Origin of the sequence: Leisingera sp. XS_AS12 (assembly GCF_041224635.1) — a bacterium.
Classification (GTDB): Bacteria; Pseudomonadota; Alphaproteobacteria; order Rhodobacterales; family Rhodobacteraceae; genus Leisingera.
On record NZ_JBGFGM010000128.1, the window covers coordinates 308,420 to 333,046 of the forward strand.

At 63.9% G+C, this 24,627-nt stretch carries 28 protein-coding genes and 1 tRNA gene; 18 read left to right on the forward strand and 11 right to left on the reverse strand.

Annotation, left to right across the window (positions count from 1 at the left end; all coding sequences use genetic code 11):
* Positions 1–124 precede the first annotated feature (124 nt).
* Positions 125–1,315: a hypothetical protein gene (locus AB9K35_RS23495; RefSeq protein WP_369929880.1), complete on the forward strand. Its 1,191-nt coding sequence runs from the start codon at positions 125–127 to the stop codon at positions 1,313–1,315.
* Here AB9K35_RS23495 and AB9K35_RS23500 read toward each other — a convergent pair.
* Positions 1,312–2,250 carry a GlxA family transcriptional regulator gene (locus AB9K35_RS23500; protein WP_369929881.1) on the reverse strand — a complete coding sequence of 313 codons (939 nt, stop codon included), beginning with the start codon at positions 2,248–2,250 and terminating at the stop codon, positions 1,312–1,314. The genes AB9K35_RS23495 and AB9K35_RS23500 overlap by 4 nt on opposite strands.
* 79 nt (positions 2,251–2,329) lie before the next feature.
* Between AB9K35_RS23500 and AB9K35_RS23505 the strand changes: the two genes are divergently transcribed.
* The 4 genes from AB9K35_RS23505 to AB9K35_RS23520 are packed head-to-tail and all read left to right on the forward strand — an operon-like array spanning position 2,330 to position 6,648.
* The gene (locus tag AB9K35_RS23505) at positions 2,330–3,493 is read left to right on the forward strand and encodes an acyl-CoA dehydrogenase family protein (RefSeq protein WP_369929883.1); all 1,164 of its coding nucleotides are present in this window, start codon (positions 2,330–2,332) and stop codon (positions 3,491–3,493) included.
* A gap of 3 nt (positions 3,494–3,496) precedes the next feature.
* Positions 3,497–3,805, forward strand: coding sequence for a SelT/SelW/SelH family protein (locus AB9K35_RS23510; protein ID WP_222454486.1), 309 nt, complete (start codon positions 3,497–3,499; stop codon positions 3,803–3,805).
* Between the two features lie 6 nt (positions 3,806–3,811).
* Positions 3,812–5,839: an acetate--CoA ligase family protein gene (locus AB9K35_RS23515; protein WP_369929886.1), complete on the forward strand. Its 2,028-nt coding sequence runs from the start codon at positions 3,812–3,814 to the stop codon at positions 5,837–5,839.
* Positions 5,840–5,862: 23 nt separating this feature from the next.
* Positions 5,863–6,648 carry a carnitinyl-CoA dehydratase gene (locus tag AB9K35_RS23520; protein ID WP_222454488.1) on the forward strand — a complete coding sequence of 262 codons (786 nt, stop codon included), beginning with the start codon at positions 5,863–5,865 and terminating at the stop codon, positions 6,646–6,648.
* Between the two features lie 135 nt (positions 6,649–6,783).
* Here AB9K35_RS23520 and AB9K35_RS23525 read toward each other — a convergent pair whose 3' ends face one another.
* Positions 6,784–7,419, reverse strand: a complete 636-nt coding sequence (locus AB9K35_RS23525; RefSeq protein WP_369929888.1) for a class I SAM-dependent methyltransferase — start codon at positions 7,417–7,419, stop codon at positions 6,784–6,786.
* A 74-nt stretch (positions 7,420–7,493) separates the two neighbouring features.
* On the opposite strand from AB9K35_RS23525, the gene AB9K35_RS23530 reads away from it, so the two are divergent.
* The 11 genes from AB9K35_RS23530 to AB9K35_RS23580 all read left to right on the forward strand — a co-directional run bounded on the left by AB9K35_RS23530 (position 7,494) and on the right by AB9K35_RS23580 (position 15,945).
* The gene (locus AB9K35_RS23530; protein ID WP_369929890.1) at positions 7,494–8,369 is read left to right on the forward strand and encodes an SDR family oxidoreductase; all 876 of its coding nucleotides are present in this window, start codon (positions 7,494–7,496) and stop codon (positions 8,367–8,369) included.
* 97 nt (positions 8,370–8,466) lie between these two features.
* Entirely contained in the window at positions 8,467–8,892 is a 426-nt protein-coding gene (locus AB9K35_RS23535) for a hypothetical protein (RefSeq protein ID WP_369929892.1), read from the forward strand.
* Positions 8,893–8,975: 83 nt separating this feature from the next.
* Complete coding sequence (locus AB9K35_RS23540) at positions 8,976–9,203, forward strand: hypothetical protein (protein ID WP_222454492.1); 228 nt, start codon at positions 8,976–8,978, stop codon at positions 9,201–9,203.
* Positions 9,203–10,663 (forward strand): TolC family protein, encoded by a 1,461-nt coding sequence (locus AB9K35_RS23545; protein WP_369929894.1) that lies wholly within the window; start codon positions 9,203–9,205, stop codon positions 10,661–10,663. The genes AB9K35_RS23540 and AB9K35_RS23545 overlap by 1 nt, the downstream gene beginning before the upstream one ends.
* 14 nt (positions 10,664–10,677) lie before the next feature.
* Positions 10,678–12,036 carry a multicopper oxidase family protein gene (locus AB9K35_RS23550; RefSeq protein ID WP_369929896.1) on the forward strand — a complete coding sequence of 453 codons (1,359 nt, stop codon included), beginning with the start codon at positions 10,678–10,680 and terminating at the stop codon, positions 12,034–12,036.
* Between the two features lie 40 nt (positions 12,037–12,076).
* Entirely contained in the window at positions 12,077–12,772 is a 696-nt protein-coding gene (locus tag AB9K35_RS23555; protein ID WP_369929898.1) for a copper-binding protein, read from the forward strand.
* A 68-nt stretch (positions 12,773–12,840) separates the two neighbouring features.
* Positions 12,841–13,122: a hypothetical protein gene (locus AB9K35_RS23560; RefSeq protein WP_369929900.1), complete on the forward strand. Its 282-nt coding sequence runs from the start codon at positions 12,841–12,843 to the stop codon at positions 13,120–13,122.
* The gene (locus AB9K35_RS23565; protein WP_369929902.1) at positions 13,122–13,565 is read left to right on the forward strand and encodes a cytochrome c; all 444 of its coding nucleotides are present in this window, start codon (positions 13,122–13,124) and stop codon (positions 13,563–13,565) included. Before AB9K35_RS23560 ends, AB9K35_RS23565 begins: the two co-directional genes overlap by 1 nt.
* A 356-nt stretch (positions 13,566–13,921) precedes the next feature.
* The gene (locus AB9K35_RS23570) at positions 13,922–14,182 is read left to right on the forward strand and encodes a metal-sensing transcriptional repressor (protein ID WP_369929903.1); all 261 of its coding nucleotides are present in this window, start codon (positions 13,922–13,924) and stop codon (positions 14,180–14,182) included.
* Between the two features lie 7 nt (positions 14,183–14,189).
* Positions 14,190–15,515 (forward strand): MFS transporter, encoded by a 1,326-nt coding sequence (locus AB9K35_RS23575; protein WP_369929905.1) that lies wholly within the window; start codon positions 14,190–14,192, stop codon positions 15,513–15,515.
* A gap of 1 nt (position 15,516) precedes the next feature.
* The gene (locus tag AB9K35_RS23580) at positions 15,517–15,945 is read left to right on the forward strand and encodes a YqaA family protein (protein WP_369929907.1); all 429 of its coding nucleotides are present in this window, start codon (positions 15,517–15,519) and stop codon (positions 15,943–15,945) included.
* A gap of 113 nt (positions 15,946–16,058) precedes the next feature.
* Here AB9K35_RS23580 and queF read toward each other — a convergent pair whose 3' ends face one another.
* The 5 genes from queF to AB9K35_RS23605 form a co-directional block, all read right to left on the reverse strand.
* Positions 16,059–16,523, reverse strand: a complete 465-nt coding sequence (gene queF, locus AB9K35_RS23585) for a preQ(1) synthase (protein ID WP_369929908.1) — start codon at positions 16,521–16,523, stop codon at positions 16,059–16,061.
* A 16-nt stretch (positions 16,524–16,539) separates the two neighbouring features.
* A complete protein-coding gene (gene queE, locus AB9K35_RS23590) occupies positions 16,540–17,247 on the reverse strand; it encodes a 7-carboxy-7-deazaguanine synthase QueE (RefSeq protein WP_369929910.1) in 708 nt (235 codons plus the stop codon).
* Complete coding sequence (gene queD / locus AB9K35_RS23595; RefSeq protein WP_369929912.1) at positions 17,244–17,597, reverse strand: 6-carboxytetrahydropterin synthase QueD; 354 nt, start codon at positions 17,595–17,597, stop codon at positions 17,244–17,246. Before queD ends, queE begins: the two co-directional genes overlap by 4 nt.
* Positions 17,597–18,298 carry a 7-cyano-7-deazaguanine synthase QueC gene (gene queC, locus AB9K35_RS23600; protein ID WP_369929913.1) on the reverse strand — a complete coding sequence of 234 codons (702 nt, stop codon included), beginning with the start codon at positions 18,296–18,298 and terminating at the stop codon, positions 17,597–17,599. The genes queD and queC overlap by 1 nt, the downstream gene beginning before the upstream one ends.
* Positions 18,299–18,428: 130 nt before the next feature.
* A tRNA-Arg gene (locus tag AB9K35_RS23605) sits at positions 18,429–18,505 on the reverse strand.
* 146 nt (positions 18,506–18,651) lie between these two features.
* Here AB9K35_RS23605 and AB9K35_RS23610 point away from each other — a divergent pair.
* Both AB9K35_RS23610 and AB9K35_RS23615 read left to right on the forward strand, forming a co-directional pair.
* On the forward strand, positions 18,652–19,677 hold the full coding sequence (locus tag AB9K35_RS23610) for a LacI family DNA-binding transcriptional regulator (protein WP_222454505.1): 1,026 nt from the start codon (positions 18,652–18,654) through the stop codon (positions 19,675–19,677).
* A 119-nt stretch (positions 19,678–19,796) separates the two neighbouring features.
* Positions 19,797–20,882: a winged helix-turn-helix domain-containing protein gene (locus AB9K35_RS23615; protein WP_369930226.1), complete on the forward strand. Its 1,086-nt coding sequence runs from the start codon at positions 19,797–19,799 to the stop codon at positions 20,880–20,882.
* A 3-nt stretch (positions 20,883–20,885) separates the two neighbouring features.
* Here AB9K35_RS23615 and AB9K35_RS23620 read toward each other — a convergent pair whose 3' ends face one another.
* The 4 genes from AB9K35_RS23620 to AB9K35_RS23635 all read right to left on the reverse strand — a co-directional run bounded on the left by AB9K35_RS23620 (position 20,886) and on the right by AB9K35_RS23635 (position 24,548).
* On the reverse strand, positions 20,886–21,326 hold the full coding sequence (locus AB9K35_RS23620) for an acyl-CoA thioesterase (protein WP_369929916.1): 441 nt from the start codon (positions 21,324–21,326) through the stop codon (positions 20,886–20,888).
* A gap of 13 nt (positions 21,327–21,339) precedes the next feature.
* Positions 21,340–22,845, reverse strand: coding sequence for a TRAP transporter large permease (locus tag AB9K35_RS23625; protein ID WP_369929917.1), 1,506 nt, complete (start codon positions 22,843–22,845; stop codon positions 21,340–21,342).
* Positions 22,842–23,423, reverse strand: a complete 582-nt coding sequence (locus AB9K35_RS23630) for a TRAP transporter small permease (RefSeq protein WP_369929919.1) — start codon at positions 23,421–23,423, stop codon at positions 22,842–22,844. Before AB9K35_RS23630 ends, AB9K35_RS23625 begins: the two co-directional genes overlap by 4 nt.
* An 81-nt stretch (positions 23,424–23,504) precedes the next feature.
* Positions 23,505–24,548, reverse strand: coding sequence for a TRAP transporter substrate-binding protein (locus AB9K35_RS23635; RefSeq protein ID WP_369929920.1), 1,044 nt, complete (start codon positions 24,546–24,548; stop codon positions 23,505–23,507).
* Positions 24,549–24,627 lie beyond the last annotated feature (79 nt).

Below are 24,627 nucleotides of genomic sequence, written 5' to 3' on the forward strand. Positions count from 1 at the left end.
GGATCGTCACAGGGGTATGAAAACGGGCGCGGACTGCGGGTGATGCCGCCGGGGCGGGCCGGGTTTTCATTCCGCAACCTTTGGGCGATGCTGGCGGCAGCGCAATTTGCCGGAAGGGATGCCGATGCACGCCATTGCCGATACCACCGCCCTGGTCGAGGAGGGGGTGCTGACCCCGGATCAGGCCCGCCGGATCGAGGCGCGCTCGCGCGAGGTGATGGTGCAGCTGGCGGTGAACGCCATCCTGTGTTTTGGCATCATCGCCGCCACCGCGGGCTTCATCTTCTGGCTGGCGGAGCCGCTGGCGGTGGCGCTGACCGGGCTGTTGATGCTGGGCGGCGGATTGGCGGTGCTGGCGTGGGGCGGCGCGATGCTGCGGATGTTCGGCAATTCCGCCACCCTGATCGGCGGGGGCATGCTGCTGGGCGGCGCCGCGATTGAGCTGGTCGACAAGCATGAGGCCATCGCCGGCTGGGTGATGCTGCCAGCAGGCGCATTGGTCACCGGGATCTGTGTCTGGCGCTGGCGGCAGGGCGCGTGGTCGACCGTGTTTGTGCTGGGCGCGGTGCTGCTGATGGGGCTGGCCATGCATCTGGCAGGGATCGAGCTGCTGTTGCAGCAGCACGAGATCGGCTCGCCGCTGCGCAATCTGGTACTGCTGTATTACACGGCAGCGATTGCGCTGGCGGGCTGGCTGATTGACGTGCGTTTTGTCACCGCGCTGGCGATTGCGCCCTTTGCCCAGATGCTGGAGACCGGCACCAGCTATTTTCATGCGGCCTATGTGTTCTACTCGCCGGAATCGACGCTGACGATCCTGCAGATGGCGGCTCTGATTGGCCTGTGCCCCTGGGGCGCTGCCCGGCTGGCAGAGCGCGACGCCCGGCACCTGCGCATCCTTGCGATCCTCGGCTTTGTGATTGCCAACCTCTGCGCGCTGGTCGGCTCGCTGTGGGGCGATGTGGTGGGCGAAACCGTCTGGGGGCCGGGACGGTTCCGGGACGGCTATGCCGATTGGGAAAGCTATGCCGCGGCGCGGGATGCCTTCCGCGCCAACGCGCTGTTCATTTCCGAGGGCGTCTATTCCGTGCTCTGGGCCGCTGTGCTGGCGGCGGTGATTTTCTGGGCGGCGCAGCGGCACCAGCGCGGGTTGTTCAATGCGGGCATGACATTCGCCGCGATCCACGCCTACACCCAGATGTTCGGGAGCTTCGCGGATGAGCCGCTGGCCTATGTGATCGGCGGGCTGGCGGCGATTCCGCTGGCCTGGGGGCTGTGGCGGCTGAACCAGTGGATGGCGGCGAAACAGGCCTAGCTGCCGCGCAGGCTGCGCGGGGTGGTGCCGAACTCCGCGCGAAAAGCGCGGGTCAGCGCGCTGGGATCGTCGTAGCCGCAGCGCAGGGCGATCTCCGAGACACTCAAAACAGTCTCTAACACGAGCTTTCGCGCCTCAATCAGGCGCAAGCGCCGGTAGACGGCCTGCGGTGTTGCGCCAAGATCCGCGCGCATACGGCGCTCCAGATCCTTTTGGCTGCGCCCCGTTCGGCGCGCGACCTCGGCGATTGGGAGCGGGGTTTCCAAGTTGGCCTGCATCAGTGCCACGGCACGAGCAACGGGACGGCTGCGGGCGAGGATCGGATCCTGGGTGTCGGTGGCCTCGGCCGCCATGAACAGCGCCGCTACCTCCAGCCGCAGGGCCGCGCCGTGGTGTTGGCCGATCAGCTCCATCATCGTGTCAAAGGCCGCCAGCGCGCCGGTGCAGGTGATGCGGTTGCCATCCATCACGTGACGCGCGCGCTGGGCCTGCACCTCGGGGAACTGCTCGGCAAAGCGGGTCAGCTCCTGCCAATGGATGGTTGCCTGATGTCCGTCCAGCAGCCCGGCCTGCGCCAGCAGCCAGGCGCCGGTGTCGAACCCCGCCAGCACATCATAGCGCCGCGCCGCCGACTGGAGCGCGCGGCAGGCCGCAACCGTGGCATGGCGCAGGAAATCATAGGAGGGCATCGCGATCAGCATATCGCCGCGGCAGTCGGCCAGCCGCCCATGCGCGCGCACCTCCATTCCCGAAGACGACACCGCAGTCCCGCCATCCAGCGTCAGGAAGCGCCAGCCATAGACCTGACGCCCGGCAAAGGTGTTGGCAGCGCGCAGGGGTTCGACCGTATTCGCCAGACAATGGGCCGAATAGGCATCAAACAGCAGCACGTCCACCTGCCGCACCGCGGCGTGATCTTTTGCCCAGTTTTGCATGATTTCATCTAACTTTGCATGATGAGGTGAGGCAAGCGGCGTAACCTGACTCACAACAGATTTGCAAAGGATGTCCCCCATGCAGTTCGGAATGACCGAAGAACAGTCGATGATCGTCGAGACCACCCGCGCCTTTGTCGAAAAGGAGCTGTACCCGCATGAGGCGGAGATCGAGCGAACCGGTCATCTGGACATGGAGGTGATCCGCGACGTCCAGAAGAAGGCGATGGAAGCGGGGCTTTATGCCGCCAATATGCCCGAAGAAGTCGGTGGCGCGGGCCTCGATACGCTGAGCTGGCTGCTGTACGAAAAGGAACTGGGCCGCGCCAATTATGCGCTGCACTGGACCGGGGTTGCGCGGCCGTCGAACATCCTGCTGGCAGGCACCGAAGAGCAGAAGGAAAAATACCTGTTCCCCTGCATCCGGGGCGAGAAGTGGGATTGCCTGGCGATGACGGAGCCGGACGCGGGCTCGGACCTGCGCGGCATGAAGGCCACTGCGCGCAAGGACGACGATGACTGGATCCTGAATGGCACCAAGCATTTCATCAGCCACGCGGATATTGCCGATTTCGCCATCTGCTTCATGGCCACCGGGGTCGAGGACACCCCGCGCGGGCCGAAGAAGAAGATCACCGCCTTCTTTGTCGACAAGGGCACGCCGGGGTTCGAGGTGCGCGCGGGTTACGGCAACGTCAGCCATCGCGGCTACACCAATGCGGTGCTGGAATTCGACGACTGCCGCCTGCCGTCCTCGGCGATCCTGGGTGAGGTCGACAAAGGGTTCGAGGTGGCCAACACCTGGCTGGGCGCCACCCGCCTGCAGGTGGCCGCCACCTGCCTGGGCCGCGCGGATCGTGCGTTGCAGCATGCGCTGGAATATGCGGCCGAGCGCAAGCAGTTCGGCCAGCAGATTGGCAAGTTCCAGGGTGTCAGCTTCAAACTCGCCGATATGGCGCTGGAGCTGAAGGCAGCGAACCTCTTGACCTGGGAAGCCGGCTGGAAGTTCGATCAGGGCACCGTGACCGAGAGCGACATGTCGATGGCCAAGCTGAAGGCGACCGAGATGCTGGCGATGGTGGCGGATGAGGCGATCCAGATCCACGTCGGCATGGGGCTGATGGACGAGCTGCCCTTGGAACGCATCTGGCGCGACGCGCGGGTGGAGCGTATCTGGGAAGGCACCAGTGAAATCCAGCGGCACATCATCAGCCGCGAGATGCTGCGCGCCTTGGGAGGCTGACATATGACCGGGACCGCGACCCCGAAACCCGTTGTGACCATTACCTACTGCATCGGCTGCAACTGGCTGTTGCGCGCGGGGTGGATGGCGCAGGAGCTGCTGCAAACCTTTCAGGACCAGCTGGGCGGGGTGACCTTGGTACCCGGAGATTTGGGCGGGATCTTTGAGATCCATGTTGATAAGGAGCTGGTCTGGGAACGCAAACGGGACGGCGGCTTTCCTGATGTGAAAGAACTGAAAACCCGTGTGCGTGACCGGATCAGCCCTGAACAAGACCTCGGCCATCTGGACCGTGGCAAGACCGGTGAATAGGATCTCATGCAGTCTCTAAATAGGCTTTTTCGCCCCAAAACCATTGCTGTGATCGGAGGCGGTGCCTGGTGCCGACTGGTGATCACGCAATGTCAGAAAATGGGGTTCAAGGGCTCCATCTGGCCCGTCCATCCCAAGGCCGACGAGGTGGCGGGCCTGCCTGCGGTCCGGGATGTGGAGTGTCTGCCCGAGGCGCCCGACGCTGTGTTCATCGGGGTGAACCGCTTTGCCACGATCGAGGTCGTGCGGGCCCTGGCGGCACGTGGTGCGGGCGGCGCGGTCTGTTTTGCCTCCGGCTTTCTTGAGGCCGAGGCGGAAGATGCCGAGGGTGCGGATCTGCAGGCACAACTTCTTGAGGCGGCGGGAGATATGCCGATCCTCGGGCCGAACTGCTATGGGTTTATCAACTACCTTGATGGCGCGCTGCTGTGGCCGGACCAGCATGGTGGCGTCACCGCCGAGACCGGCGTGGCGCTCATCACCCAAAGTTCCAACATCGCCATCAACCTGACCATGCAGAAGCGCGGCTTGCCAATGGCTTATGTGGTGACAGCGGGCAACCAGGCACAGACTGGTATCGCTGCCATCGGCGAAGCGCTGCTTGAGGACGAACGCGTCACTGCGCTGGGTCTGCATATCGAGGGCTTTGGTGATCTGCGCGCGTTCGAATCGCTGGCGGCGCGTGCCCGTGCGCTGGGCAAACCGATCATAGCGCTGAAGGTCGGTAAATCGGCCGAGGCCCAGGCCGCGACTGTTTCCCATACCGCTTCGCTTGCGGGCGGTGACGCGGGAGCCGGGGCTTTGCTCTCACGCCTTGGCATCCCGCGTCTGGAGGATCTGCCCTCGTTTCTGGAGACACTGAAGCTGTTGCATGTGACAGGGCGACTGCCTTCGAACCGTATTGCGACCATCAGTTGCTCGGGCGGAGAGGCGAGCCTGGCGGCCGATACAGGCCATGCGCGGGCGGTTGAGTTCCCGCCCCTGAACGCGCGGCAGACAGCCGATCTGCGGGCGGCACTGGGCCCCATGGTGGCGCTGGCCAACCCGCTCGACTACCACACCTATATCTGGCGGGACGCCGATGCGATGACGCGTGCGTTTTCGGCGATGATGGATCCCCAGCTGGCGATCACCCTGTTGATTGTCGATTTCCCGCGCGCGGATCGCTGCGATGCATCGGACTGGGAGTGTGCCATCGAGGCAGCCATCGGCGCGCGGCGCACCACCGGGGCCAATGTTGGTCTGGTGGCGACCTTGCCGGAACTTCTACCCGAAGATGTGGCGGACCGCTTGATGGCGGCAGGCGTGGTGCCGTTCTGTGGTCTCAGCGAAGCCATCGCCGCCTGCGAAGCGGCCAGCCTGCTGCCGCCGGAACCACCGGCGCCCTTGTTGATGCCGACCCCGACGGTTGAGCCGGACCTGGTCCCGGAGGCCGATGCCAAGTGGCAGCTGGCGGAATATGGCCTGCGGGTTCCCCGTTTCAAACGGGCGGCATCAGCGGCCAATGCGCGTGCGGTGGCGGTGGATGTGGGGTTCCCGGTCGTATTGAAGGGCGAAGGCGTCGCCCACAAGACCGAGGCGGGGGCGGTCGCGCTGAACCTCAGCACGGGGCAAGAGGTCAGCGACGCTGCATTCGCGATGCCCGCCAAGCGCTTTCTGGTGGAGGAAATGGTCACCGACGTGGTGGCGGAGCTGCTGATCGGGGTGGTCAAGGATCCGGCACATGGCTTTGTCATGACGCTGGCTGCAGGCGGTGTCCTGACCGAGCTGCTGGAGGACCGTGCGTCCTTTCTGCTGCCCGCCAGCGATGCGGCAATTGCGTCGGCCCTGGATGGGCTGCGGATTTCCCGGCAGTTGCAAGGGTATCGTGGCGCCGCGGCCGCCGATCGGGATGCCATCCTGCGGGCGATCCGCGCGGTGGAGGCCTACGTCATGGAAAACGCCTTGGGCCTGGAAGAAATCGAAATCAATCCGCTGCTCTGTACTCCGGCTGATGCCGTTGCCGCGGATGCGTTGCTGCGGCGCAAGTACTGAACAGCCATTCTGGAGGACACCACATGAGCGAAAGCCCTGTCAAAACGCGTCGGGACGGCGCCATCCTGGAGGTCACGCTGGACCGCCCCAAGGCCAATGCCATCGACCTGAAGACGAGCCGGGCCATGGGCGAGGTGTTTCGTGATTTCCGGGATGACCCGGATTTGCGGGTGGCCATCCTCACCGGCGGTGGCGAAAAGTTCTTTTGCCCCGGCTGGGACCTGAAGGCGGCCGCGGACGGCGACGCGGTGGATGGTGATTATGGCGTCGGCGGCTTTGGCGGGCTGCAGGAACTGCGCGACATGAACAAGCCAGTGATCGCCGCGGTCAACGGAATCGCTTGCGGAGGCGGGCTGGAGTTAGCGCTGTCGGCGGACATGATCATCGCGGCCGATCATGCCACCTTCGCCCTGCCGGAAATCCGGTCCGGTACCGTGGCCGACGCCGCCAGCGTCAAGCTTCCGAAGCGGATCCCCTATCACATCGCCATGGAACTTCTGCTGACCGGGCGCTGGTTCGACGCCGAGGAGGCCCATCGCTGGGGGCTGGTGAATGAGATCGTGGCCGCGGACCAGTTGATGGACCGGGCTTGGGAACTTGCGCGTCTCCTGGCGTCCGGTCCTCCCCTGGTCTACGCGGCGATCAAGGAGATCGTGCGGGATGCAGAGGACAGCAAGTTCCAGGATGCGATGAACCGGATAACCCGCCGTCAGCTCAAGACAGTGGATGTACTCTACGGGTCCGAGGACAATCTGGAAGGCGCCCGTGCCTTCGCCGAGAAGCGCGACCCAGTTTGGAAAGGCCGGTAACCAGCCCGGAAAGGCTGGTGAGGCGGGAGCTCCCGCCTGTTTCCGGCCAATGGTGGATTGGCCGAACCAGTTGGGCATGGCGCCGCGCCAAGGCGCGGCGCGGTTGCGCCTGATCGCTGGCCGACGCGCGCGCAGTCAGACCTTATGGAACAGGGCGATGAAGGCGGTGTCGTTCCGGTGCGGCCCCCTTGCAGCGGGGCCGTATATCGGCACGTCCTCGAGTGAAAAATCCTTGATCCATTGCCCGTTTTGCAATCGTTCGAACGCCTGATCGAACCCGGCCGTTTCGAAGACGCGGGCATTCACTGACAAAGCGAATTGTGCGTCCAGCGTGGCAGTTCGCAGAAGGGCAGGCAGCACCTCGGGGCCAAGGTGGCCATGGGTGAAAGTGCCGGAAGATACCACCCCGCGATAGACACCGCGTGGCACCGGTATGCCCTCGGTGAGGTCGGCTTCGATCACGTCGCGGTAGGCGTCCTTGCGAAGCGCACGGCCCAGCATCGCCGGGCTGATGTCCGTGGCATCCACCGGTTCCAGTCCCAGCCTGCGCAGGGCGACCCCACAAAGGCCTGTGCCGGCACCGACATCGAGGATCGGTCCCTGACCACCTGCATCAGCAAACGCGCGGGCAACCGATTCGGGCAGCGTGTAGCCCTCCCCGGCGGCAAATTCCGAGTCGTAGCTGTCGGCCCATGCGCCATAAAACTGTCTGGAGTCGCTCGGTGATGTCAGGGCGTAGGCGTCCGAAAGTTTCTGTTTTGGCGTATCCATGCGGCCTATCAAAAGATGGAAGAGGCGCGGAATCAACCCTTGCACCCCTGAGCCAGTGCACGCATCAAGAGACAATGGGTAAAACACTTCTTTGTCTTGGGTTTGGCTATACGGCGCGGGCACTGGCGCCGCATCTGATCGCGCGCGGCTGGCGCGTCTTCGGTACCACGCGGGACGTGGTCCCGGGCGATGTGCCGGACGTGCAACTGCAGCGTTGGCCCGGTACGCGGTTGCCGCTGGAGGGAGTGACCCACGTTCTGAGCTCGATCGCGCCGACCGAGCCCGGTGACCCCGTTATGGCTGAGCTTCGCGAACAGTTTGAGGCGGCTTCGGATCTGCAATGGGTGGGTTATCTTTCGACCACGGCAGTCTACGGCGATCATGGGGGTGACTGGGTGGACGAGGATACGCCGCTGACCCCGGCCAGTGTGCGCGGCGAATGGCGGCAGCGCGCGGAGGCCGAGTGGCAGGCGGTGCCCGGGCTGCCCTTGCATATCTTTCGGCTGGCCGGCATCTACGGCCCTGGTCGCGGGCCCTTCGCCAAGCTGATGGCGGGCAAGGCGCGCCGGATTGTCAAACCGGGACAGGTTTTTTCACGCATTCACGTGGAGGATATCGCGCGTGTTCTGATAGCCTCGATCATGCAACCGCGGCCGGGTGCGATCTACAATGTCTGCGATGATGATCCCGCCCCGCCTCAGGACGTGTTGGGATATGCAGCTGAATTGCTGGGGCTGCCTGTACCTGCCGAAGTGCCTTTTGAAGAGGCCGGCATGACCCCGATGGCGCGCAGCTTCTATGGAGAAAACAAGCGCGTCAGCAACCGTCGTATCAAGGAAGACCTGGGCATCAGCCTACTGTATCCGAGCTACCGCGAAGGGTTGCGGGCCGTGCTTGCGGCGGAGGATATGGAGAGCTTTGTTCCGCCTTCAGAGCCTCCGGGGGTGTGACCGGACTAAAGCAGCGCGTCATTCGGCGGCCAAAGGGCAAATCTGCCGACCCCGTCCGGCACACGAAAATTTGTGCCGGTCGCACAGGATTGCCATCTTGACGAAGCCGACCCGGGCCATGAGAAATGCTGTCATGGAGCGTCTGGCGCAAATCTCTTGGATCTTCAGAATGGTCACTGCCTGGGCAGTGATCCTGGGGATTGTATTTTCCCTGCCGTCAGCTGCGCATGCTTTTGCTGGCCACCACGATGCTCCGCACCTTGCCCATGCTGAAGATTCACATGCCGGAGTACCGGGCGCAGAACATGCGGCCAATTCCCACCACGTGACAGCGCAGGACAGCCACGGTACCGTTGATGACCTGGACACCACCAATTGCTGCGCAGGCTCCTGTATGGCGGTTGCGGTGCTTTCCCTGCAGCCAACGGAAATTGTGCTGAAGCAGTCCGAGCGCTGGGCGCAAAGGGATTCGCAATTGCCCTCGCGTGAGCAGATCGCACTGCTGCGCCCTCCGAGACACTGAGACATCTGAACCGTTTCGGCGGTCTTTAACCCGCTTCTGCATGCACATGCAGGAGCAGTTCAGATCATTCTCGGAATATTCACATGAAATCCTACTTTCTGGCCGGGGCGGGCGCCCTGCTGCTGGGAGCGTGCGTCGGGACACCGACGCCGCTGCCCGAAACCACAGCGTTGGAGCGCGCGTCGCAGCCCACTGGCCCCTATCGCACCCTTGCCTATGAGGACCCCTTCAGGGGCTACGAACGCCACCAGCCCAGCGGCCCCGGGTCCTGGCGCGGCGTGAACGAACAGCAGCAGGGAGGCCACCATTGATGCGTATGAAAACGTGGCGGATGGTCCTCGCTTGCCCGGTCGCGCTTGCGGCCTGCGCGACAGCGGTTCCCGAAAAATACACCAATCCCAATGCCGGTTTTCAGGAGGTGGTCAGCCGGACCTCGACGGCGATCGGTAAGCGTACCGCCTTTGCCCAGACACAAGCTGAAAACGAGGCGCTCGCCAAGGAAGTTCGCAGCCTTGTGCACGGCAAGACGATCTCGGCCGATACCGCGGTGCAGGTAGCCTTGTTGAACAACAAAGGTCTGCAAGCTTCCTATGCGGCGGTTGGGCTTTCGGCGGCCGAAGCCTGGCAACAGATGACACCGGAGAACCCGGTGGTCTCGATTGGGCTGATGGGCATCGGTGCGCCTGAACTGGGTCTCTACCGGGCGTTGGAATCCTCCGTTGCCGTGAACTTGCTGGATGTGAAAAACCGCAAGCAACGTATCGCGGTGGCCGAAGCCCAGTTCCAGCAGGCCCAGCTGAATGCGGTGAACGACACGCTGGCGCTGGCCGCAGAGACGCGGCAGGCTTGGATCAACGCAGTGGCGGCGTTCGAGCGTCTCAGCTACCTGCGCAAGGCCGGCGAGACTGCCGCGGCGAGCGCCGAGCTGGCCAGCCAGCTGGGCAAGACCGGCGCGCTGAACAAGGCAGGGCAGGCGCGGGAGTTTGCCTTCAACGCGGAACTGGCAGGCCAGGTTGCCCGGGCGCGGCTGGATGCCAAACTGGCCAAGGAAGAGCTGACACGGCTGATGGGGCTGTGGGGCAGCGATGCCAACTACTACGTGCCGGATGCGTTGCCAGCGCTGCCAAAGTCGCTGCGCAAACTACCCGCCATCGAAAAGACCGCGCTGCAGAACCGCGTCGATCTACAGGTCGCCAAACTGGGTCTGGAAGCACAGGCGCGCGCCTTTGGCCTGACCGACAGAACACGGCTTGTCACCGATCTGGAGTTGATCGCTGGCGTCGAGTCGGAACGTGAACGCGAGGATGGGGAGACCCACACCGAAACCCTGCCGCAGCTGGAGTTGGAATTTGCCATTCCGATCTTCGATACCGGCAAGGCGCGGATGCGCAAGGCGGAACTGGCCTACATGCAAGCCGCCAATGCGTTGGCAGAACGGGCCGTGAATGTCCGCTCGGAGGCCCGCAGCGCGGAGCTCGCCTATTACTCCTCGTATGAAATCGCCCGCCACTATCGCGATGTGTTGGTGCCGTTGCGCCAGACGATCGAGGAAGAAGGTCTGCTGAGCTACAACGGCATGATCACCAATACCTTCGAACTGCTGACCGATGTGCGTGAAAAGCTCTCCAGCTTGCTGGAAGCGGCCAATGCCAAACGCGATTTCTGGCTGGCGCAGGCCAATGTCACCGCCGCGATCTACGGCGGCGGCACAGGATCGGCCCCGCAGGGCGGCGGCGCGGAAATCGCCGCTGGCGGCGGTGCAGGCCATTGAAAGGACCACATGACATGATGAACCGACGTCAACTGCTCGGAGCCGGCGCCGCGGGTGCCGCGCTGGTCTCCAGCCAGGCCTGGGGCAAGACCTCCAACATGGGCCTGCCCGAAGCCGCCAGCATGGACACCGCGGCCACCCAGCCGCCGCTGGCCCCAACCACCGGGCCGGACTACAACCCGACCGTCACCCTGAACGGCTGGACCCTGCCGTTCCGGATGAACAACGGGGTGAAGGAGTTTCACCTGGTGGCCGAACCGGTCGAGCGTGAGCTGGCCGACGGCATGATCGCCCATCTGTGGGGCTACAACGGCCAGTCCACCGGCCCCACTATCGAGGCGGTGGAGGGCGACCGGGTCCGCATCTTCGTGACCAACAAGCTGCCGGAGCATACTTCGGTGCATTGGCACGGGCTGATCCTGCCCTCCGGCATGGACGGGGTCGGCGGCCTCAGCCATCCGGGCATCCCGCCCGGCAAGACCTTTGTCTACGAGTTCGACCTGACCAAGTCCGGCACCTTCATGTACCACCCGCACGCAGACGAGATGGTGCAGATGGCGATGGGCATGATGGGCATGTTCATCGTGCATCCCAAGGATTCGTCCTTCATGCCGGTGGACCGGGACTTCCTGATCATGCTGAACGCCTTCGACATTGATCCGGGCTCTTACGTGCCCCGGGTGATGGAGATGACGGACTTCAACCTGTGGTGCTGGAACAGTCGCCTCTTCCCGGACATCGACCCGCTGGTGGTGAACCAGGGCGACCGGGTGCGGGTGCGGGTCGGCAACCTCACGATGACCAACCACCCGATCCACATGCACGGCTATGACTTCGAGGTCACCTGCACCGACGGTGGCTGGGTGCCGGAAACCGCGCGCTGGCCGGAAGTGTCGATCGACATCCCGGTCGGGGCCATGCGCGCCTATGAGTTCGACGCGGTGCATCCGGGCGACTGGGCGATCCACTGCCACAAGTCGCACCACACGATGAACGCGATGGGCCACGACGTGCCGACCTTCATCGGCACCGACAAGCGCAAGCTGACCGGCCAGATCCGCAAGCTGCAGCCGGAATACATGCCGATGGGCACCGCCGGGATGGCCGACATGGGCGAGATGTCCATGCCGCTGCCCGACAACACCGTGCCGATGATGGCCGGCTGGGGGCCGCACGGGCCGCTGGAGATGGGCGGCATGTTCTCGGTCGTCAAAGTGCGCGAGGGCATCGACGCCGACGATTACAGCGACCCCGGCTGGTATGAAAACCCGCCCGGCACCGAGGCCTACGAGTGGACCGGCTCACTGCCGGAACCGACCCGTGTCGAAGACGCCCAAACCCGCATCACCCCGAAACCCGCCGCCAAAGGCTGACCGGCCCCTGGCTTTAACCAGAACTGACGAGGAAACAGACATGAACAAGATTCTTTCCACTGCCCTGATCGCAACCCTTTTCGCCGCGCCGGCCATTGCGGGCGGTACCCACGGCGGCGGCCACCACGATGAAATGGAGGTCGGCAAACCCGGCGATGCTGCACATGCAGACCGCGAGGTCGTGGTCATCATGAAAGAAACCGATGACGGCGAAATGCTGTTCGAGCCTGCCAACCTCTCCTTCTCCGAGGGCGAGACAGTCAAGTTCGTTATCACCAACGAGGGCGAACTGGAGCATGAATTCGTGCTGGATACGCCGGAGCGCAACGTCCACCACAAGGAGCTGATGGCAAAGATGGACATGGAGCATGACGACCCGAATTCGGTGCGTCTGGATCCCGGCGCCACGGGAGAGATCGTCTGGACCTTCTCCAACGCGGGCACGTTCGAGTTCGCGTGCCTGATCCCCGGCCACTACGAATCCGGCATGCATGGGCCGGTGACCGTGCTGCAAGGTGATACGACCTTCACCGCGGGAATGGTGAAGAAGGTCGATCCCAAGTCCGGCAAGGTGACCATCAAGCACGAGGAGCTTGTGGATCTTGATATGCCGGCGATGACCATGGTGTTCCGGGTTGCCGATGACGCGATGCTGGACCAGCTGAAGGCGGGCGACGCGATCGAATTCGTCGCGCAGCGCATCAAGGGCAAGCTGACCGTCGTCGCGGTGAAGTAGGGCACTGGCGGAGGTCGCTTCGTCGACCTCCGCCTTTGGGTTTTCCGCGGTGACGGTGCACTCGCCCCGTGCTGGAAGCAGATCCTGCCTGCCATACGCTGCGCGCGACCGGTCAGCCGAAGTTTAAACGGGTGCAGCCCAGCCTGTCGGCGATGTTGGTCGTCTACATAACCCGCGAATTGACAAAGCTGATCGTGAGCACGGTTTTTAAGGATTACACAGAGGTGGTGACCGGACCGGGGCAGGGGGTGATGCAGATGCCACTGCTGCTCCTGTTCTGCGGCGCTTCAATGGGGTTGCTTCCGGCAGCCTTCAATATCGAACCAACCGAACGTCAAGAGAGTGTCTGATGAACAATAAGCTTGGAATAAGCGCTGCGGTCGCACTGGTGGCCGCTCTGGCTGTCTATCTCTACTCCGGCAGTCCCGACAGAAACGGGCAAGACAGCAATCGGGCATCACAGGAAGTCGGCGAACGGCTGGTGCAGGTCGCAGTGCCGACAACGCTCAGCGAAGCTGCGCAGATCGGCAAGCGGGCCTATGATGCTGTGTGCGCGGACTGTCATGGTGAAAATGCTACCGGGCGGAATGGCATGGGGCCGCCGCTGGTTCACAAGATCTACGAGCCGTCGCATCACGCGGACGCTGCCTTTTTGCTGGCTGTCCGAAACGGAGTGCGCGCGCACCACTGGAACTTCGGCAACATGCCGCCCCAACAGGGCCTGACCGATGCGGATGTGAAGGGCATCACCCGCTACGTGCGAGAGCTGCAACGTGCCAATGGGATAGAGTAGGCATACACCCGTGGTCGGCTATCCGTCGGCCTGTGAGACATGCCCGTTGGTCTGGACATGTTCTGTGAGGCTTTCAGGACATCCAAACGCGGCGGGGGCGTTCGTGACGATAGACCTTGTCGGGATGCCAAAAGGGGTCGTTTCCCTGAAATATCGTCCTCGGCCAGGCCCAATGCATCGGCGTTGGCCGCGCGCAAGCGCAGTGCGGGACCGTGATCATGAACGGATTTGCCGTGGCTGTGACCGTGCAATGCCCGGGTGAGGTCTGCCTCGAACCCGTGCCTGCACCATGTCCTCTTCGCGGCCCTCTGAAACGCTGCCTTGCTTTATCCCCCCTAGGGGGATAACTCTGGCTAATGATGGATCCACACCGGCATGCAAGTCACCCCAAGCTCACCGCCCGGCTGAAACGCGCCGAAGGGCATCTGCGCTCGGTCATCGGCATGATCGAAGACGGGCGTCCCTGTCTTGACGTCGCGCAGCAGCTTCAGGCGGTGGAAAAAGCGATCCGCAACGCCAAACAGGCGCTGATCCACGATCACATGGATCACTGCCTCGACGGCGAAAATTCCGAAGCCGACCGGGCCGAACTCAAGGCCATCTCGCGCTATTTATGAGGCTGCCATGCTGGATGTCCTTTCCGACCGCACGTATCGGCACCTTTTCCTGGCGCAGGTTGTGGCACTTCTGGGAACCGGCCTTGCAACTGTCGCGCTTGGGCTGCTGGCCTACGATCTGGCAGGAGACAGCGCAGCAATGGTGCTGGGCACGGTCTTCACCATCAAGATGGTGGCCTATGTCGGGATCGCCCCGGTTGCAGGGGCCTTTGCGGACCGGGTGAACCGCCGCCGCCTGCTTGTCGTGCTGGACCTGGTGCGGGCGAGTGCGGCGCTGGCGCTGCCCTTCGTGACCGAGGTCTGGCAGGTCTATGTGCTGATCTTCCTGCTCCAGTCCGCCTCGGCGGCCTTCACGCCCACCTTCCAGGCTACGATCCCCGATGTGCTGCCCGACGAGGCGCGCTACACTCGGGCGCTTTCACTTTCGCGTCTGGCCTACGATCTGGAAAACATCATCAGCCCGACACTCGCGGCGCTGCTGCTGGCACTGATGAGCTACAATACCCTGTTTCTGGGAACTGTGGCGGGCTTTGCAGCTTCCGCGCTCTTGGTGGTTTCCGTGATGCTGCCGAGCCCGCAGATTGCGGAGCCGCGGGGAATTTACGACCGCACAACGCGTGGAATGCGCATCTACCTGGCGACTCCACGCCTGCGCGGCCTGCTTGCGCTCAACCTTGCGGTCTCGGCAGCCGGGGCGATGGTGCTGGTGAACTCGGTCGTGCTGGTGCGCGGTCTGCTCGGCCTGCCGGAAAGCGCGCTGGCCTGGACCATGTTCGCATTCGGCGCGGGCTCCATGGCAGCGGCGCTGCCGCTGCCAAGGCTTCTGGACCGGCTGCCCGACCGTCCCGTCATGCTTTCGGGTGCCTGCCTCATGATCCTCTCCTTGCTTGGACTCGCCGGGGTCACCACCGCATCGGGTCTGCATTGGGGAGGGCTGCTGTTCACATGGCTGCTTGTCGGCTTCGGCTATTCCGCGGTGCTGACCCCCTCTGGGCGGCTGCTGAAGCGGTCGGCGCACCCCGAGGACAGGCCCGCAGTGTTTGCTGCACAGTTCGCCCTGTCTCATGCCTGCTGGCTTGTGACCTATCCGCTATCGGGTTGGCTGATGACAGAATTCGGCGCCATCCCCGCGCTGATTGCCTTGGCCGGGTTGGCGGGAATTGGGATCGTGGTCTGCCTGCTGCAGTGGCCCGGCGAAACGGCTGGGGAAATCGAGCACACGCACGACGATCTACCGCCTGACCACCCGCATCTGCGGGAGCACGGAGCGATGGGGCACAAACACGCAGTCATCATAGACGATCTGCACCGCAGCTGGCCCATGCGCTCCTGACATGTTGTCCCTCGCCGGTCTGTTCGCGGCGGCCCTGGTGGCCGCAACGCTGTTGCCTGCACAGTCAGAGGCTGTGCTCGCGGGAATGGTGGTTGTCGGCAGCCACCCGGTATGGCTGCTTCTGGCTGTTGCGACGGCAGGAAATGTCCTGGGTTCAATCCTCAACTGGGCGGCCGGGCGGTATCTCATGCATTTCTCCGACCGCAGCTGGTTCCCGGTATCAAGCGCGCGACTGGATCAGGCGGCGGCTTGGTACGGCAAATGGGGGCGCTGGAGTCTTCTCGGGTCCTGGGTGCCCGTGATCGGAGATCCGCTGACGCTGGCGGCAGGTCTCCTGCGTGAACCGCTATGGCGCTTCACCCTCATTGTCACGATTGCAAAGGGCGGCAGGTATCTTGCTGTTGCCGGGGTCACGATTGCCGCCGCCTGACACGGGAAAACTGGTGGTCAGGCGGCCTGTTAACGTTGCAAATGCGGGGTGAGGAGCGCGTCGAGCCTGCTTGGCGCAACCCGGCCGCGTTGGGCCGACCTCACTCCAGGGTATCAGCCCCTACCACGGTAGGGCGGAACGCCCTGGTCCGGGATCCATACCGCTTCCGGCATAGGTCCGGTCTGCCAGAAAACGTCGATGGGGATACCCCCGCGCGGATACCAATAGCCGCCGATCCGCAGCCATTGAGGCTCCAGAAACTCTGCCAGGCGGCGGGCGATGGAAATCGTGCAGTCCTCGTGGAACGCGCCGTGATTGCGGAACGAGGTCAGGAACAGCTTGAGCGATTTCGATTCCACCAGCCACGGGCCGGGAACATAGTCGATCACCAGATGGGCAAAGTCCGGCTGGCCGGTCATCGGGCAGAGAGAGGTGAACTCCGGCGCGGTAAAGCGCACGTTGTAGGCGACGTCGGCCTGCGGGTTGGGCACCCGCTCCAGCTCGGCCTCTTCGGGGCTGGCGGGAATGCGGGTTTCGCCGCCGAGTTGCTTGAGATTGCTGTAGATGTTTTCGGACATGGTGGGTTCCATCATTTCAGACGCCGCGCTTGTTGCCCCAGATCAGGACATGCAGCTGCGGCAGGATACGGGCGGCGAACCAGCCGTCGGCCATTGCCTTTTCGGTCAGCCAGCGCAGGCGGTCGGCCAGCGCTTGCAGGTCAACGGGGACCGCGGGATCGACTTCCGGGTTGCCGGGCTGAAGATAGAGCGGCAGATCGGGGTGGCGACTGTGCGCCTCGCGCGCCCAATCATAGTCCGCCTGGTCGAAGATCACGATCTTCATGACCTGCTGGCGGGCTCCGGCACCGGCTTGGCGGCAGGCGTCAAAGGCCTCCCAGTCCACCTGCTCGCCGCTGGACGGCGGCTTGGGCGACAGGACCAGCGTGTCGAGAGCGGCAAACCACGGCCGCGCCACCGAGCCTTGCGTCTCGCAGGCAAAGCGGTAGCCCGCGGCGCGTCCAAGCTCGATCAATGGGCCAAAGTCCTGGATCGCGGGATTGCCGCCCGACAGCGAGACAGTCAGCGGCTGCCCGCCGGAAAGCCGCTGGACTTCCTCCCAGACCGCCTCGGTTTGCATCGCGGCCCAGCTGTGGCGGTTTTCGCTGTCGACCGCATGCAGGCTGTCGCACCAGCTGCAGCGGTAGTCGCAGCCGCCCGCGCGCACAAAGACGGTCGGCTCTCCGATCAGGACGCCTTCGCCCTGGATCGTGGGACCGAAGATTTCGGCGATGCGCAGGGTCATGGCCGGTATTCCGCCCAGGTCTTGGGGGTTTCGCTGACCAGCACCGCGCAGGTTTCGGGCCAGCGTTCGGCGCACCACTCATAGAAATGCCGCGCCATGTTTTCGGCCGTGGAGGGGCCGTCCATGACATCATTCAGATGGCGGTGATCGAAGTTGTCGTCGATATAGGACTTGAGCGGCTTCAGATCGTGGTAGTCGCGCACGAACCCGTCGGCATTCAGCGCCTCGGCAGCCAGTTCGACCACGACGATGTAGTTGTGCCCATGCAGCCGCGCACATTGGTGATCGGCGGGCAGGTGGGTCAGCTGGTGCGACGCGGAAAAGTGGAACTCCTTGCGGATACGGAACATCAGCCCGCCTCCTTGCCCGCAATCGCCGCGGACCAGAAGTCCGGGTCGACGTAGGTCGTGGGGTCGCTGACCCCGGCGAGGTGGAAGGCCTCGCGCCGCTCGACGCAGGTGCCGCAGCGCCCGCAATGCACCGCGCCGCCCTTGTAGCAGGACCAGGTCTCGGCGAAGGGCGTGCCGTGCTGCGCGCCCTGGCGGACGATCTCGGCTTTGCTGTGTTCGACGAAGGGCGTGTGCAGTCGCACCTCGGCATAGCCGTCCAGCGCCGCCTGCTGCATCGCGTCAAAAGCGCGGGTGAAGCCGGGGCGGCAGTCGGGATAGATGAAGTGGTCGCCGCCGTGCACGGCGGTTGCCACCGCTTCGTCGCCCTGGGCGGCGGCGATGCCGAAGCCGATCGACAGCATGATCGCGTTGCGGTTCGGCACCACGGTGATGCGCATCGTGTCTTCGGCGTAGTGGCCGTCGGGGACGTCGATGTCATCGGTCAGCGCCGAGCCCGAGAGGGCCGCGCCGATACCGCGCATGTCGATCAGGTGGAATGGAACGCCCAGCCGCCTGGCTGCGGCTTCGGCGAAATCGATCTCCTTGCGGTGGCGCTGGCCATAGTCAAAGGAGACGAGCCGGGTGAGCTCATGCTCATCGGCGGTGATATGCGCGAGCGACACGGAATCGAGTCCGCCCGAGCAGATGACGAGTGTTTTCATTTTGGGGCCCTTGTTTTGATGTCCGGGTAGGCTGCGACCGGATGGGGCGGCTTACTGCAAAAAGGGTAAAGAATGCAAGTGGCATCGGCTGCAGGGGCGGCGATGCCGGTCATGGACACTTGGGCAGTATTGGCGACCCCGGCAGGATTCGAACCTGCAACCTGCCCCTTAGGAGGGGGCTGCTCTATCCAGTTGAGCCACGGGGCCGCGCCTGGCACCGCGATAGCAAATCCCTATAGCGATCACAATGGCATGGACCGGTCGGCGCAGGCTTTTGCCCTCCCGGTTTCCATTGTGCAGCATATAGTGTCTGCGCTAACCTCGCGACAGCAGTAATGATGAGGCTCAGCAACGTGACCACGGACAATAAGCGACCGCTCACCCTACGCGACGTATCCGAAGCAACCGGGGTCTCCGAAATGACGGTGAGTCGCGTGCTGCGCAACCGCGGCGACGTGTCGGAAAAAACCCGCACCAAGGTTCTGACCGCGGCCAAGGAGCTGGGTTATGTGCCCAACAAGATCGCCGGGGCGCTGGCCTCGAACCGGGTGAACCTTGTGGCGGTGATCATCCCGTCGCTGTCCAACATGGTGTTCCCTGAGGTGCTGACCGGCATCAACCAGGTGCTGGAAAATACCGAGCTGCAGCCGGTGGTAGGGGTCACCGACTACCAGCCCGAGAAGGAGGAAAAAGTCCTCTACGAGATGCTGTCCTGGCGTCCTTCCGGCGTGATCATCGCCGGACTGGAACACACCGAGGCTGCGCGGGCGATGCTGAACAGTTCCGGCATTCCGGTGGTCGAGATCATGGACACCGACGGCAAGCCGGTGGATGCGATGGTCGGTATCTCGCACCGTCGCGCGGGGCGCGAAATGGCCAAGGCGATCCTCAAGGCGGGTTACCGCCACATTGGCTTCATGGGCACCAAGATGCCGCTGGACCACCGTGCCCGCAAACGCTTCGAGGGCTTCACCGAGGCGCTGGCCAAGGAAGGGGTCGAGATTGAGGACCGCGAGTTCTATTCCGGCGGCTCGGCGCTGGCCAAGGGGCGGGAGATGACGGCGGCGATGCTGGAGCGTTCGCCAGAACTGGATTTCCTGTATTATTCCAATGATATGATCGGTGCCGGTGGGATGCTGTACCTGCTGGAGCAGGGCATCGACGTGCCGGGGCAGATCGGTCTGGCCGGTTTCAACGGGGTGGAGTTGCTGCAAGGGCTGCCGCGCAAGCTGGCCACCATGGACGCCTGCCGACTGGAAATCGGGCGCAGGGCGGCGCAGATCATCGCCGATCAGCTGGCCGACCCGGAAGCGGAGATCGAGCGCCAGATCACCCTGTCGCCCACCATCACCTATGGTGACACGCTGAAGCGGCGCTGATGGCGCTGCAGCGGCTGGACAATGCGGCGGCGCGGCGGCTCTTTCTGGACCGCCACGCGCTGCTTGAGCAGCCCGCAGGCCCCGCCAAGGGGGCCGATCTTCTGGCGCTGATCCAGCGGCTGGGGTTCGTGCAGCTGGACAGTATCAACACCGTGGCCCGCGCTCATGACATGATCCTCTATGCGCGTCGCCCGGCCTACCGCGCCAAGCACCTGAAACAGCTGTATGAACGCGACCGTGGCCTGTTCGAACACTGGACCCATGACGCCGCGGTGATCCCGATGGCATTCTATCCGCAGTGGCATCTGCGGTTCCAGCGCGACACCGAAATGCTGCGCAAACGCTGGCGCAACTGGCGGCGTGACGGGTTCGAGGCGCGGTTCGACGCGGTGCTGCAGCATGTGCGCGATCACGGGGCGGTCAGCTCTTCCGATGTCGGCAAGGACGAAAAGAGGGGCTCGGGCGGTTGGTGGGATTGGCATCCGTCCAAGACCGCGCTGGAATACCTGTGGCGCAGCGGTGCGCTGACGGTGGTGGGGCGCAGCGGGTTTCAGAAGCAATACGACCTGACGGAGCGGGTGATCGAAGAGCATCTGCGCCCCGGCACGCAGCCCGTTGACGCGGAGGCCACCGTGCATTGGCTGTGTTCCGCGGCGCTGGAGAGGTTGGGCTTTGCCACCTCGGGCGAGCTGGCGGCGTTCTGGGACACCGCAACGGCGGCCGAGACAAAAGCCTGGTGCGCGGAGCAGTTGCAGCAGGGGGAGCTGCAAGAAGTCGAGATCGAACTGGCCGATGGCAAGCTACGCAAATCCTTCGTGCGGCCCGGAACCATAGAGGCCGCCGTTGAACTGGCTCCGCCATCGGGGCGGATGCGGGTGCTCAGCCCCTTTGATCCGGCGCTGCGCGACCGCAAGCGGGCAGAGCGGTTGTTCGGCTTTCACTACCGGATCGAGGTTTTTACCCCCGCTGAAAAACGCCAGTACGGATACTACGTCTTTCCGCTGCTGGAGGGGGCGCGGCTGGTGGGGCGTATCGACATGAAGGCCGACCGCGACGCGGGCGTGCTGCGGGTGACCGCCTTGTGGCCGGAGCGGGACGTGAAATGGTCCCCCGCCCGCACCCGGCGGCTGGAGGCCGAGCTGGAGCGGGTGGCACGCTTTGCCGGGCTGGACAGCGTCAGCTTTGCCCATGGCTGGCTGCGCTGACGCTTATTCCGGGCGCAGCTGGGCCTCGATCACCGCGCGGTAGTCCTGCGGTGCGGGGCGGGTGGTGAAGGTCTCGGGCGCGATGAACACGCAGACGAATTTCCCCTCGAAACACAGCTTGCCGTCCTGGCGGGCGTTGACCCGGAAGGTCACCGATTTCTCGCCCAATGCCGCTGGCCAGACCTCGCAGGCCAGCCGGTGGCGCGGGGTCACCGGCGAGCGGAAATCGATGCTCATATGCACAAACGGCGTGCCGGTGCCGCGGTCCAGCTCCATCTGGTACCAGCCGTCGCCGTTCAGATGGTGTTCCCACCAGGCGTCGATTGCCTCCAGCGCAAAGGCGGGCAGGCGGCCGGTGTAGGCAATCCGCGCCGGGTCGCAATCGCCCCAGCCGACGCGGATTTCATGCACAAAGCCTTTGGCCTCTCCGGTGTCATGTGTCATCTGGCTGCCCCCCTCAGTTCATCAGCATGAGGGGCAGCAGCGTGATCACCGGGAAGGCGACCAGGATGACCACCCGGATCAGGTCCGAGGCGACAAAGAACATCACCGCCTTGTAGGTGTCGATCATGCGTGTCTGCCGGTCCATCGCGTTGATGATGAACAGGTTCATGCCCACCGGCGGGGTGATCAGGCCGACTTCGACGACGATCAGCACCAGGATACCGAACCAGATGGCGACATACTCCGCCTCGATCCGGTTCACCCGGCCTTCGGTGACGCGAATGCCCAGTTCCTTCATCTGCTCGCGGGTCAGCTCGGCACCGCTGGCGATGGCGTCCTTGATCGACGCCAGCATCTCGGCTCCCATGCCCTCGGGCACGCCGGCCTTCAGCACCTCCATCGCCGCATCCGCCTGCATCGCAGGCAGCGACAGCAGGTTGAAGTCCATGGCAGAGATCACCGGAAAGAAGATCGGGATGGTCAGCAGGATCATCGACAGGCTGTCCATCAGGCAGCCGAACAGGAGGTAGAAGGCGAGGATCATCGCCAGCACCATCCACGGGCTGAGCCCCATGCTGACGACGTAATCCGCCAGCTCCTGCGGCACTTTGGTCAGCGCCAGGAAGCCGTTGTAAAAGCCCGCGCCCAGCACGATGAAGAAGATCATCGCGGTCGAGCGCGCGGTCACGAGGAAGCTGTCGGCGAGCGTTTCGCGGTTCAGCCCGCCATTGGTCCAGGCGATGAAACCTGTGCCGAAGGCACCCACGGCGGCACCTTCGGTCGGGGTGAACCAGCCAAGGTAGATGCCGCCGACCACCAGGCCGAACACCAGCAGCACCGGCCAGACATGGAACAGCGCGGCAAAGCGCTCGCGCATCGGCACCGGCGGGCGGGTGCCCGCGCTTTCGGGGTACATGCGCACGTAGATCGAGATCGCGATCACATATCCCAGCGCGGCCAGCAGGCCGGGGATGAAGGCCGACAGGAACAGCTTGGCGATGTTCTGCTCGGTCAGGATGGCATAGATCACCAGCACCACCGAGGGCGGGATCAGGATGCCCAGCGTGCCGCCCGCCGCCAGCGTTGCGGTCGAAAACCCGCCGGCATAGCCGTATTGCTTCAGCTCTGGCAGGGCGACGCGGCCCATGGTGGCCGCAGTGGCCAGGGACGAGCCGCAAATCGCGCCAAAGCCCGCGCAGGCACCGATCGACGCCATGGCGACCCCGCCCTTGCGGTGGCCCAGAAAGCCCTCCGCCGCCTTGAACAGCGCCGTGGACATACCGCCCAGCGTTGCGAAATGCCCCATCAAGAGGAACATCGGCACAATGGTCAGCGAATAGGACGAGAAGGTCGTGTAGGTTTCGCTTTTCAGCCGCCCGAAGGCGACCTGGGTGCCATCGGTCACCAGGATCAGACCGCCCAGGCCGACCAGGAACATCGACAGCCCGATGGGCACCCGCAGAAAGATCAGAAGCATCAGAACCGGAAAGGAGGCGATGCCAATTTCAAGAGCCGTCACTGTTCGCCCTCCACGCCGTCCCAGACAAGGATCCTGCCGGTAAAGAATTCAATTGTGCGCACCGTGGCCATGTAGAGGCCCACGATGGCGGCGACGACGGCCGCTACCATGCTGATGGCATAGGCCCACCAGATCGGAAATTCGAGCAGGAAGGACGTCTCGCCGTTGGCGTATTTGCTGGCAAGGCCTGCGCCCAGACGCCACGCGATCAGCACCAGAACCGCGGCAAACAGGATCTCGGTCACCATGCGCAGAAATCGCTTCACGCCGCGTGGAAAGGCATTGGCGACCACATCCACCGAGGCATGGCCCGCAGTGATCTGGCACAGCGGCAGAAAGGCGAAGATGGCAAAGGCAACGCCGGCCTCGACCAGTTCGAAATCGCCGTTCACCGGGCCGACCCAGCTGCGCATCCAGTCCGAAAATCCAGGCGCGATCGCCGTCATCAGATCACCATGGAAAAAGCCGTTGAGCAGACGCCCGGCAATCGACACGCAGGTCAGGATGATAAGAAGAGCGAGGACCGCACCGCCCAGGTAGGCCATTGATCTGGCCAGCCATGTCATGAGCTTGTGCATGGTTACAGTGCCTTGTTTGATTTGCACCGGGCCGCTGGGGGTACAGCCTCGCAGCCCGGTGCAGATTTCGGTCAGGCCGCGTTACTGGTACTGCGGCGTGTATTTTTCGATCAGGGCAGTGGCCTCGTCGAGCAGCGCCTGGCCGTCGATGCCCTTCTCCGCCATGTCGGCAACCCATTTGTCATAGATCGGCTGGGCGCGCTCGCGCCACACGGCGGTCTGCTCTTCGTCCAGGGTGATGACGTTGTTGCCATTGTCCAGCGCAAACTCGCGCGACGGGTCGTCGGCATCGGCCATGGTGCCGCCGGCAAAGACCGAGAACTCCAGCCCGGAGTTATCGTCGATCACCTTCTGCAGATCTTCCGGCAGGCTTTCGTATTTGTCCTTGTTCATCGCCAGAACAAAGGTCAGCGTATACAGCGCCTTGCCGGTGAACTCGGTGTGGTTCTCCACCAGCTCCGGCACCTTCAGGGCCGAGGTCACCTCCCACGGGATGGTGGTGCCATCGATCACGCCTTTGGACAGGCCCTCAGGGATGGCCGGGACCGGCATGCCAACCGGGGTTGCGCCCAGTTCTTCCAGCAGCGCGTTGACCGACCGGCCGCCGCCGCGGATCTTCATGCCCACCAGGTCTTCGGGGGTTTCCACCGGATCGGCCGAGTGGATCAGGCCGGGGCCGTGCACCCAGGTGGCCAGGATGTGCACATCCTTGAACTCGGTGTCCTTCATGTGCTTTTCGAACATTTCCCAATAGGCGTGCGAGACGGCGCGCGCATTGGTCATCATGAAGGGCAGTTCAAACACCTCGGTCGAGGGGTAGCGGCCGGGCGTGTAGCCAACCACGGTCCAGACGATGTCGGCCACGCCGTCGATGGCCTGGTCCATCAGCTCCGGCGGCTTGCCGCCCAGTTGCATCGACGGGAACCGGTCGATCTTGATGCGCCCTTCCGAGTCCTCTTCGACCTTGTCGGCCCAGACATCCAGGATCAGCTTGGGCACGTTGGCCTGAGCTGGCAGAAACTGGTGAAGTTTGAGCGTCACTTCCTGTGCAAAGGCCGGTGCGGCCCCCATTGCTGCCAAGGCGACGGCAGCGGCCACCCCCATGAACGTTCTGCGCGTGGTCATGTCAGTCCTCCCTTTGACCATTCAAGACGGAGAGCTGCGCTGTAATTATGCTGCGCTTGCCCGCCCATTTGTTTTCATT

Coding starts and splice junctions, on each gene's coding strand:
- AB9K35_RS23505 (WP_369929883.1), top strand. CDS start 2,330: ATGCAGTTCGGAATGACCGAAGAACAGTCGATGATCGTCGAGACCACC.
- queC (WP_369929913.1), bottom strand. CDS start 18,298: ATGAAAACACTCGTCATCTGCTCGGGCGGACTCGATTCCGTGTCGCTC.
- AB9K35_RS23570 (WP_369929903.1), top strand. CDS start 13,922: ATGATGGATCCACACCGGCATGCAAGTCACCCCAAGCTCACCGCCCGG.
- queD (WP_369929912.1), bottom strand. CDS start 17,597: ATGTTCCGTATCCGCAAGGAGTTCCACTTTTCCGCGTCGCACCAGCTG.
- AB9K35_RS23525 (WP_369929888.1), bottom strand. CDS start 7,419: ATGGATACGCCAAAACAGAAACTTTCGGACGCCTACGCCCTGACATCA.
- AB9K35_RS23630 (WP_369929919.1), bottom strand. CDS start 23,423: ATGCACAAGCTCATGACATGGCTGGCCAGATCAATGGCCTACCTGGGC.
- AB9K35_RS23510 (WP_222454486.1), top strand. CDS start 3,497: ATGACCGGGACCGCGACCCCGAAACCCGTTGTGACCATTACCTACTGC.
- AB9K35_RS23555 (WP_369929898.1), top strand. CDS start 12,077: ATGAACAAGATTCTTTCCACTGCCCTGATCGCAACCCTTTTCGCCGCG.
- AB9K35_RS23575 (WP_369929905.1), top strand. CDS start 14,190: ATGCTGGATGTCCTTTCCGACCGCACGTATCGGCACCTTTTCCTGGCG.
- AB9K35_RS23540 (WP_222454492.1), top strand. CDS start 8,976: ATGAAATCCTACTTTCTGGCCGGGGCGGGCGCCCTGCTGCTGGGAGCG.
- AB9K35_RS23545 (WP_369929894.1), top strand. CDS start 9,203: ATGCGTATGAAAACGTGGCGGATGGTCCTCGCTTGCCCGGTCGCGCTT.
- AB9K35_RS23565 (WP_369929902.1), top strand. CDS start 13,122: ATGAACAATAAGCTTGGAATAAGCGCTGCGGTCGCACTGGTGGCCGCT.
- AB9K35_RS23520 (WP_222454488.1), top strand. CDS start 5,863: ATGAGCGAAAGCCCTGTCAAAACGCGTCGGGACGGCGCCATCCTGGAG.
- AB9K35_RS23500 (WP_369929881.1), bottom strand. CDS start 2,250: ATGCAAAACTGGGCAAAAGATCACGCCGCGGTGCGGCAGGTGGACGTG.
- queF (WP_369929908.1), bottom strand. CDS start 16,523: ATGTCCGAAAACATCTACAGCAATCTCAAGCAACTCGGCGGCGAAACC.
- AB9K35_RS23580 (WP_369929907.1), top strand. CDS start 15,517: ATGTTGTCCCTCGCCGGTCTGTTCGCGGCGGCCCTGGTGGCCGCAACG.
- AB9K35_RS23495 (WP_369929880.1), top strand. CDS start 125: ATGCACGCCATTGCCGATACCACCGCCCTGGTCGAGGAGGGGGTGCTG.
- AB9K35_RS23530 (WP_369929890.1), top strand. CDS start 7,494: ATGGGTAAAACACTTCTTTGTCTTGGGTTTGGCTATACGGCGCGGGCA.
- AB9K35_RS23515 (WP_369929886.1), top strand. CDS start 3,812: ATGCAGTCTCTAAATAGGCTTTTTCGCCCCAAAACCATTGCTGTGATC.
- AB9K35_RS23550 (WP_369929896.1), top strand. CDS start 10,678: ATGATGAACCGACGTCAACTGCTCGGAGCCGGCGCCGCGGGTGCCGCG.
- AB9K35_RS23635 (WP_369929920.1), bottom strand. CDS start 24,548: ATGACCACGCGCAGAACGTTCATGGGGGTGGCCGCTGCCGTCGCCTTG.
- queE (WP_369929910.1), bottom strand. CDS start 17,247: ATGACCCTGCGCATCGCCGAAATCTTCGGTCCCACGATCCAGGGCGAA.
- AB9K35_RS23620 (WP_369929916.1), bottom strand. CDS start 21,326: ATGACACATGACACCGGAGAGGCCAAAGGCTTTGTGCATGAAATCCGC.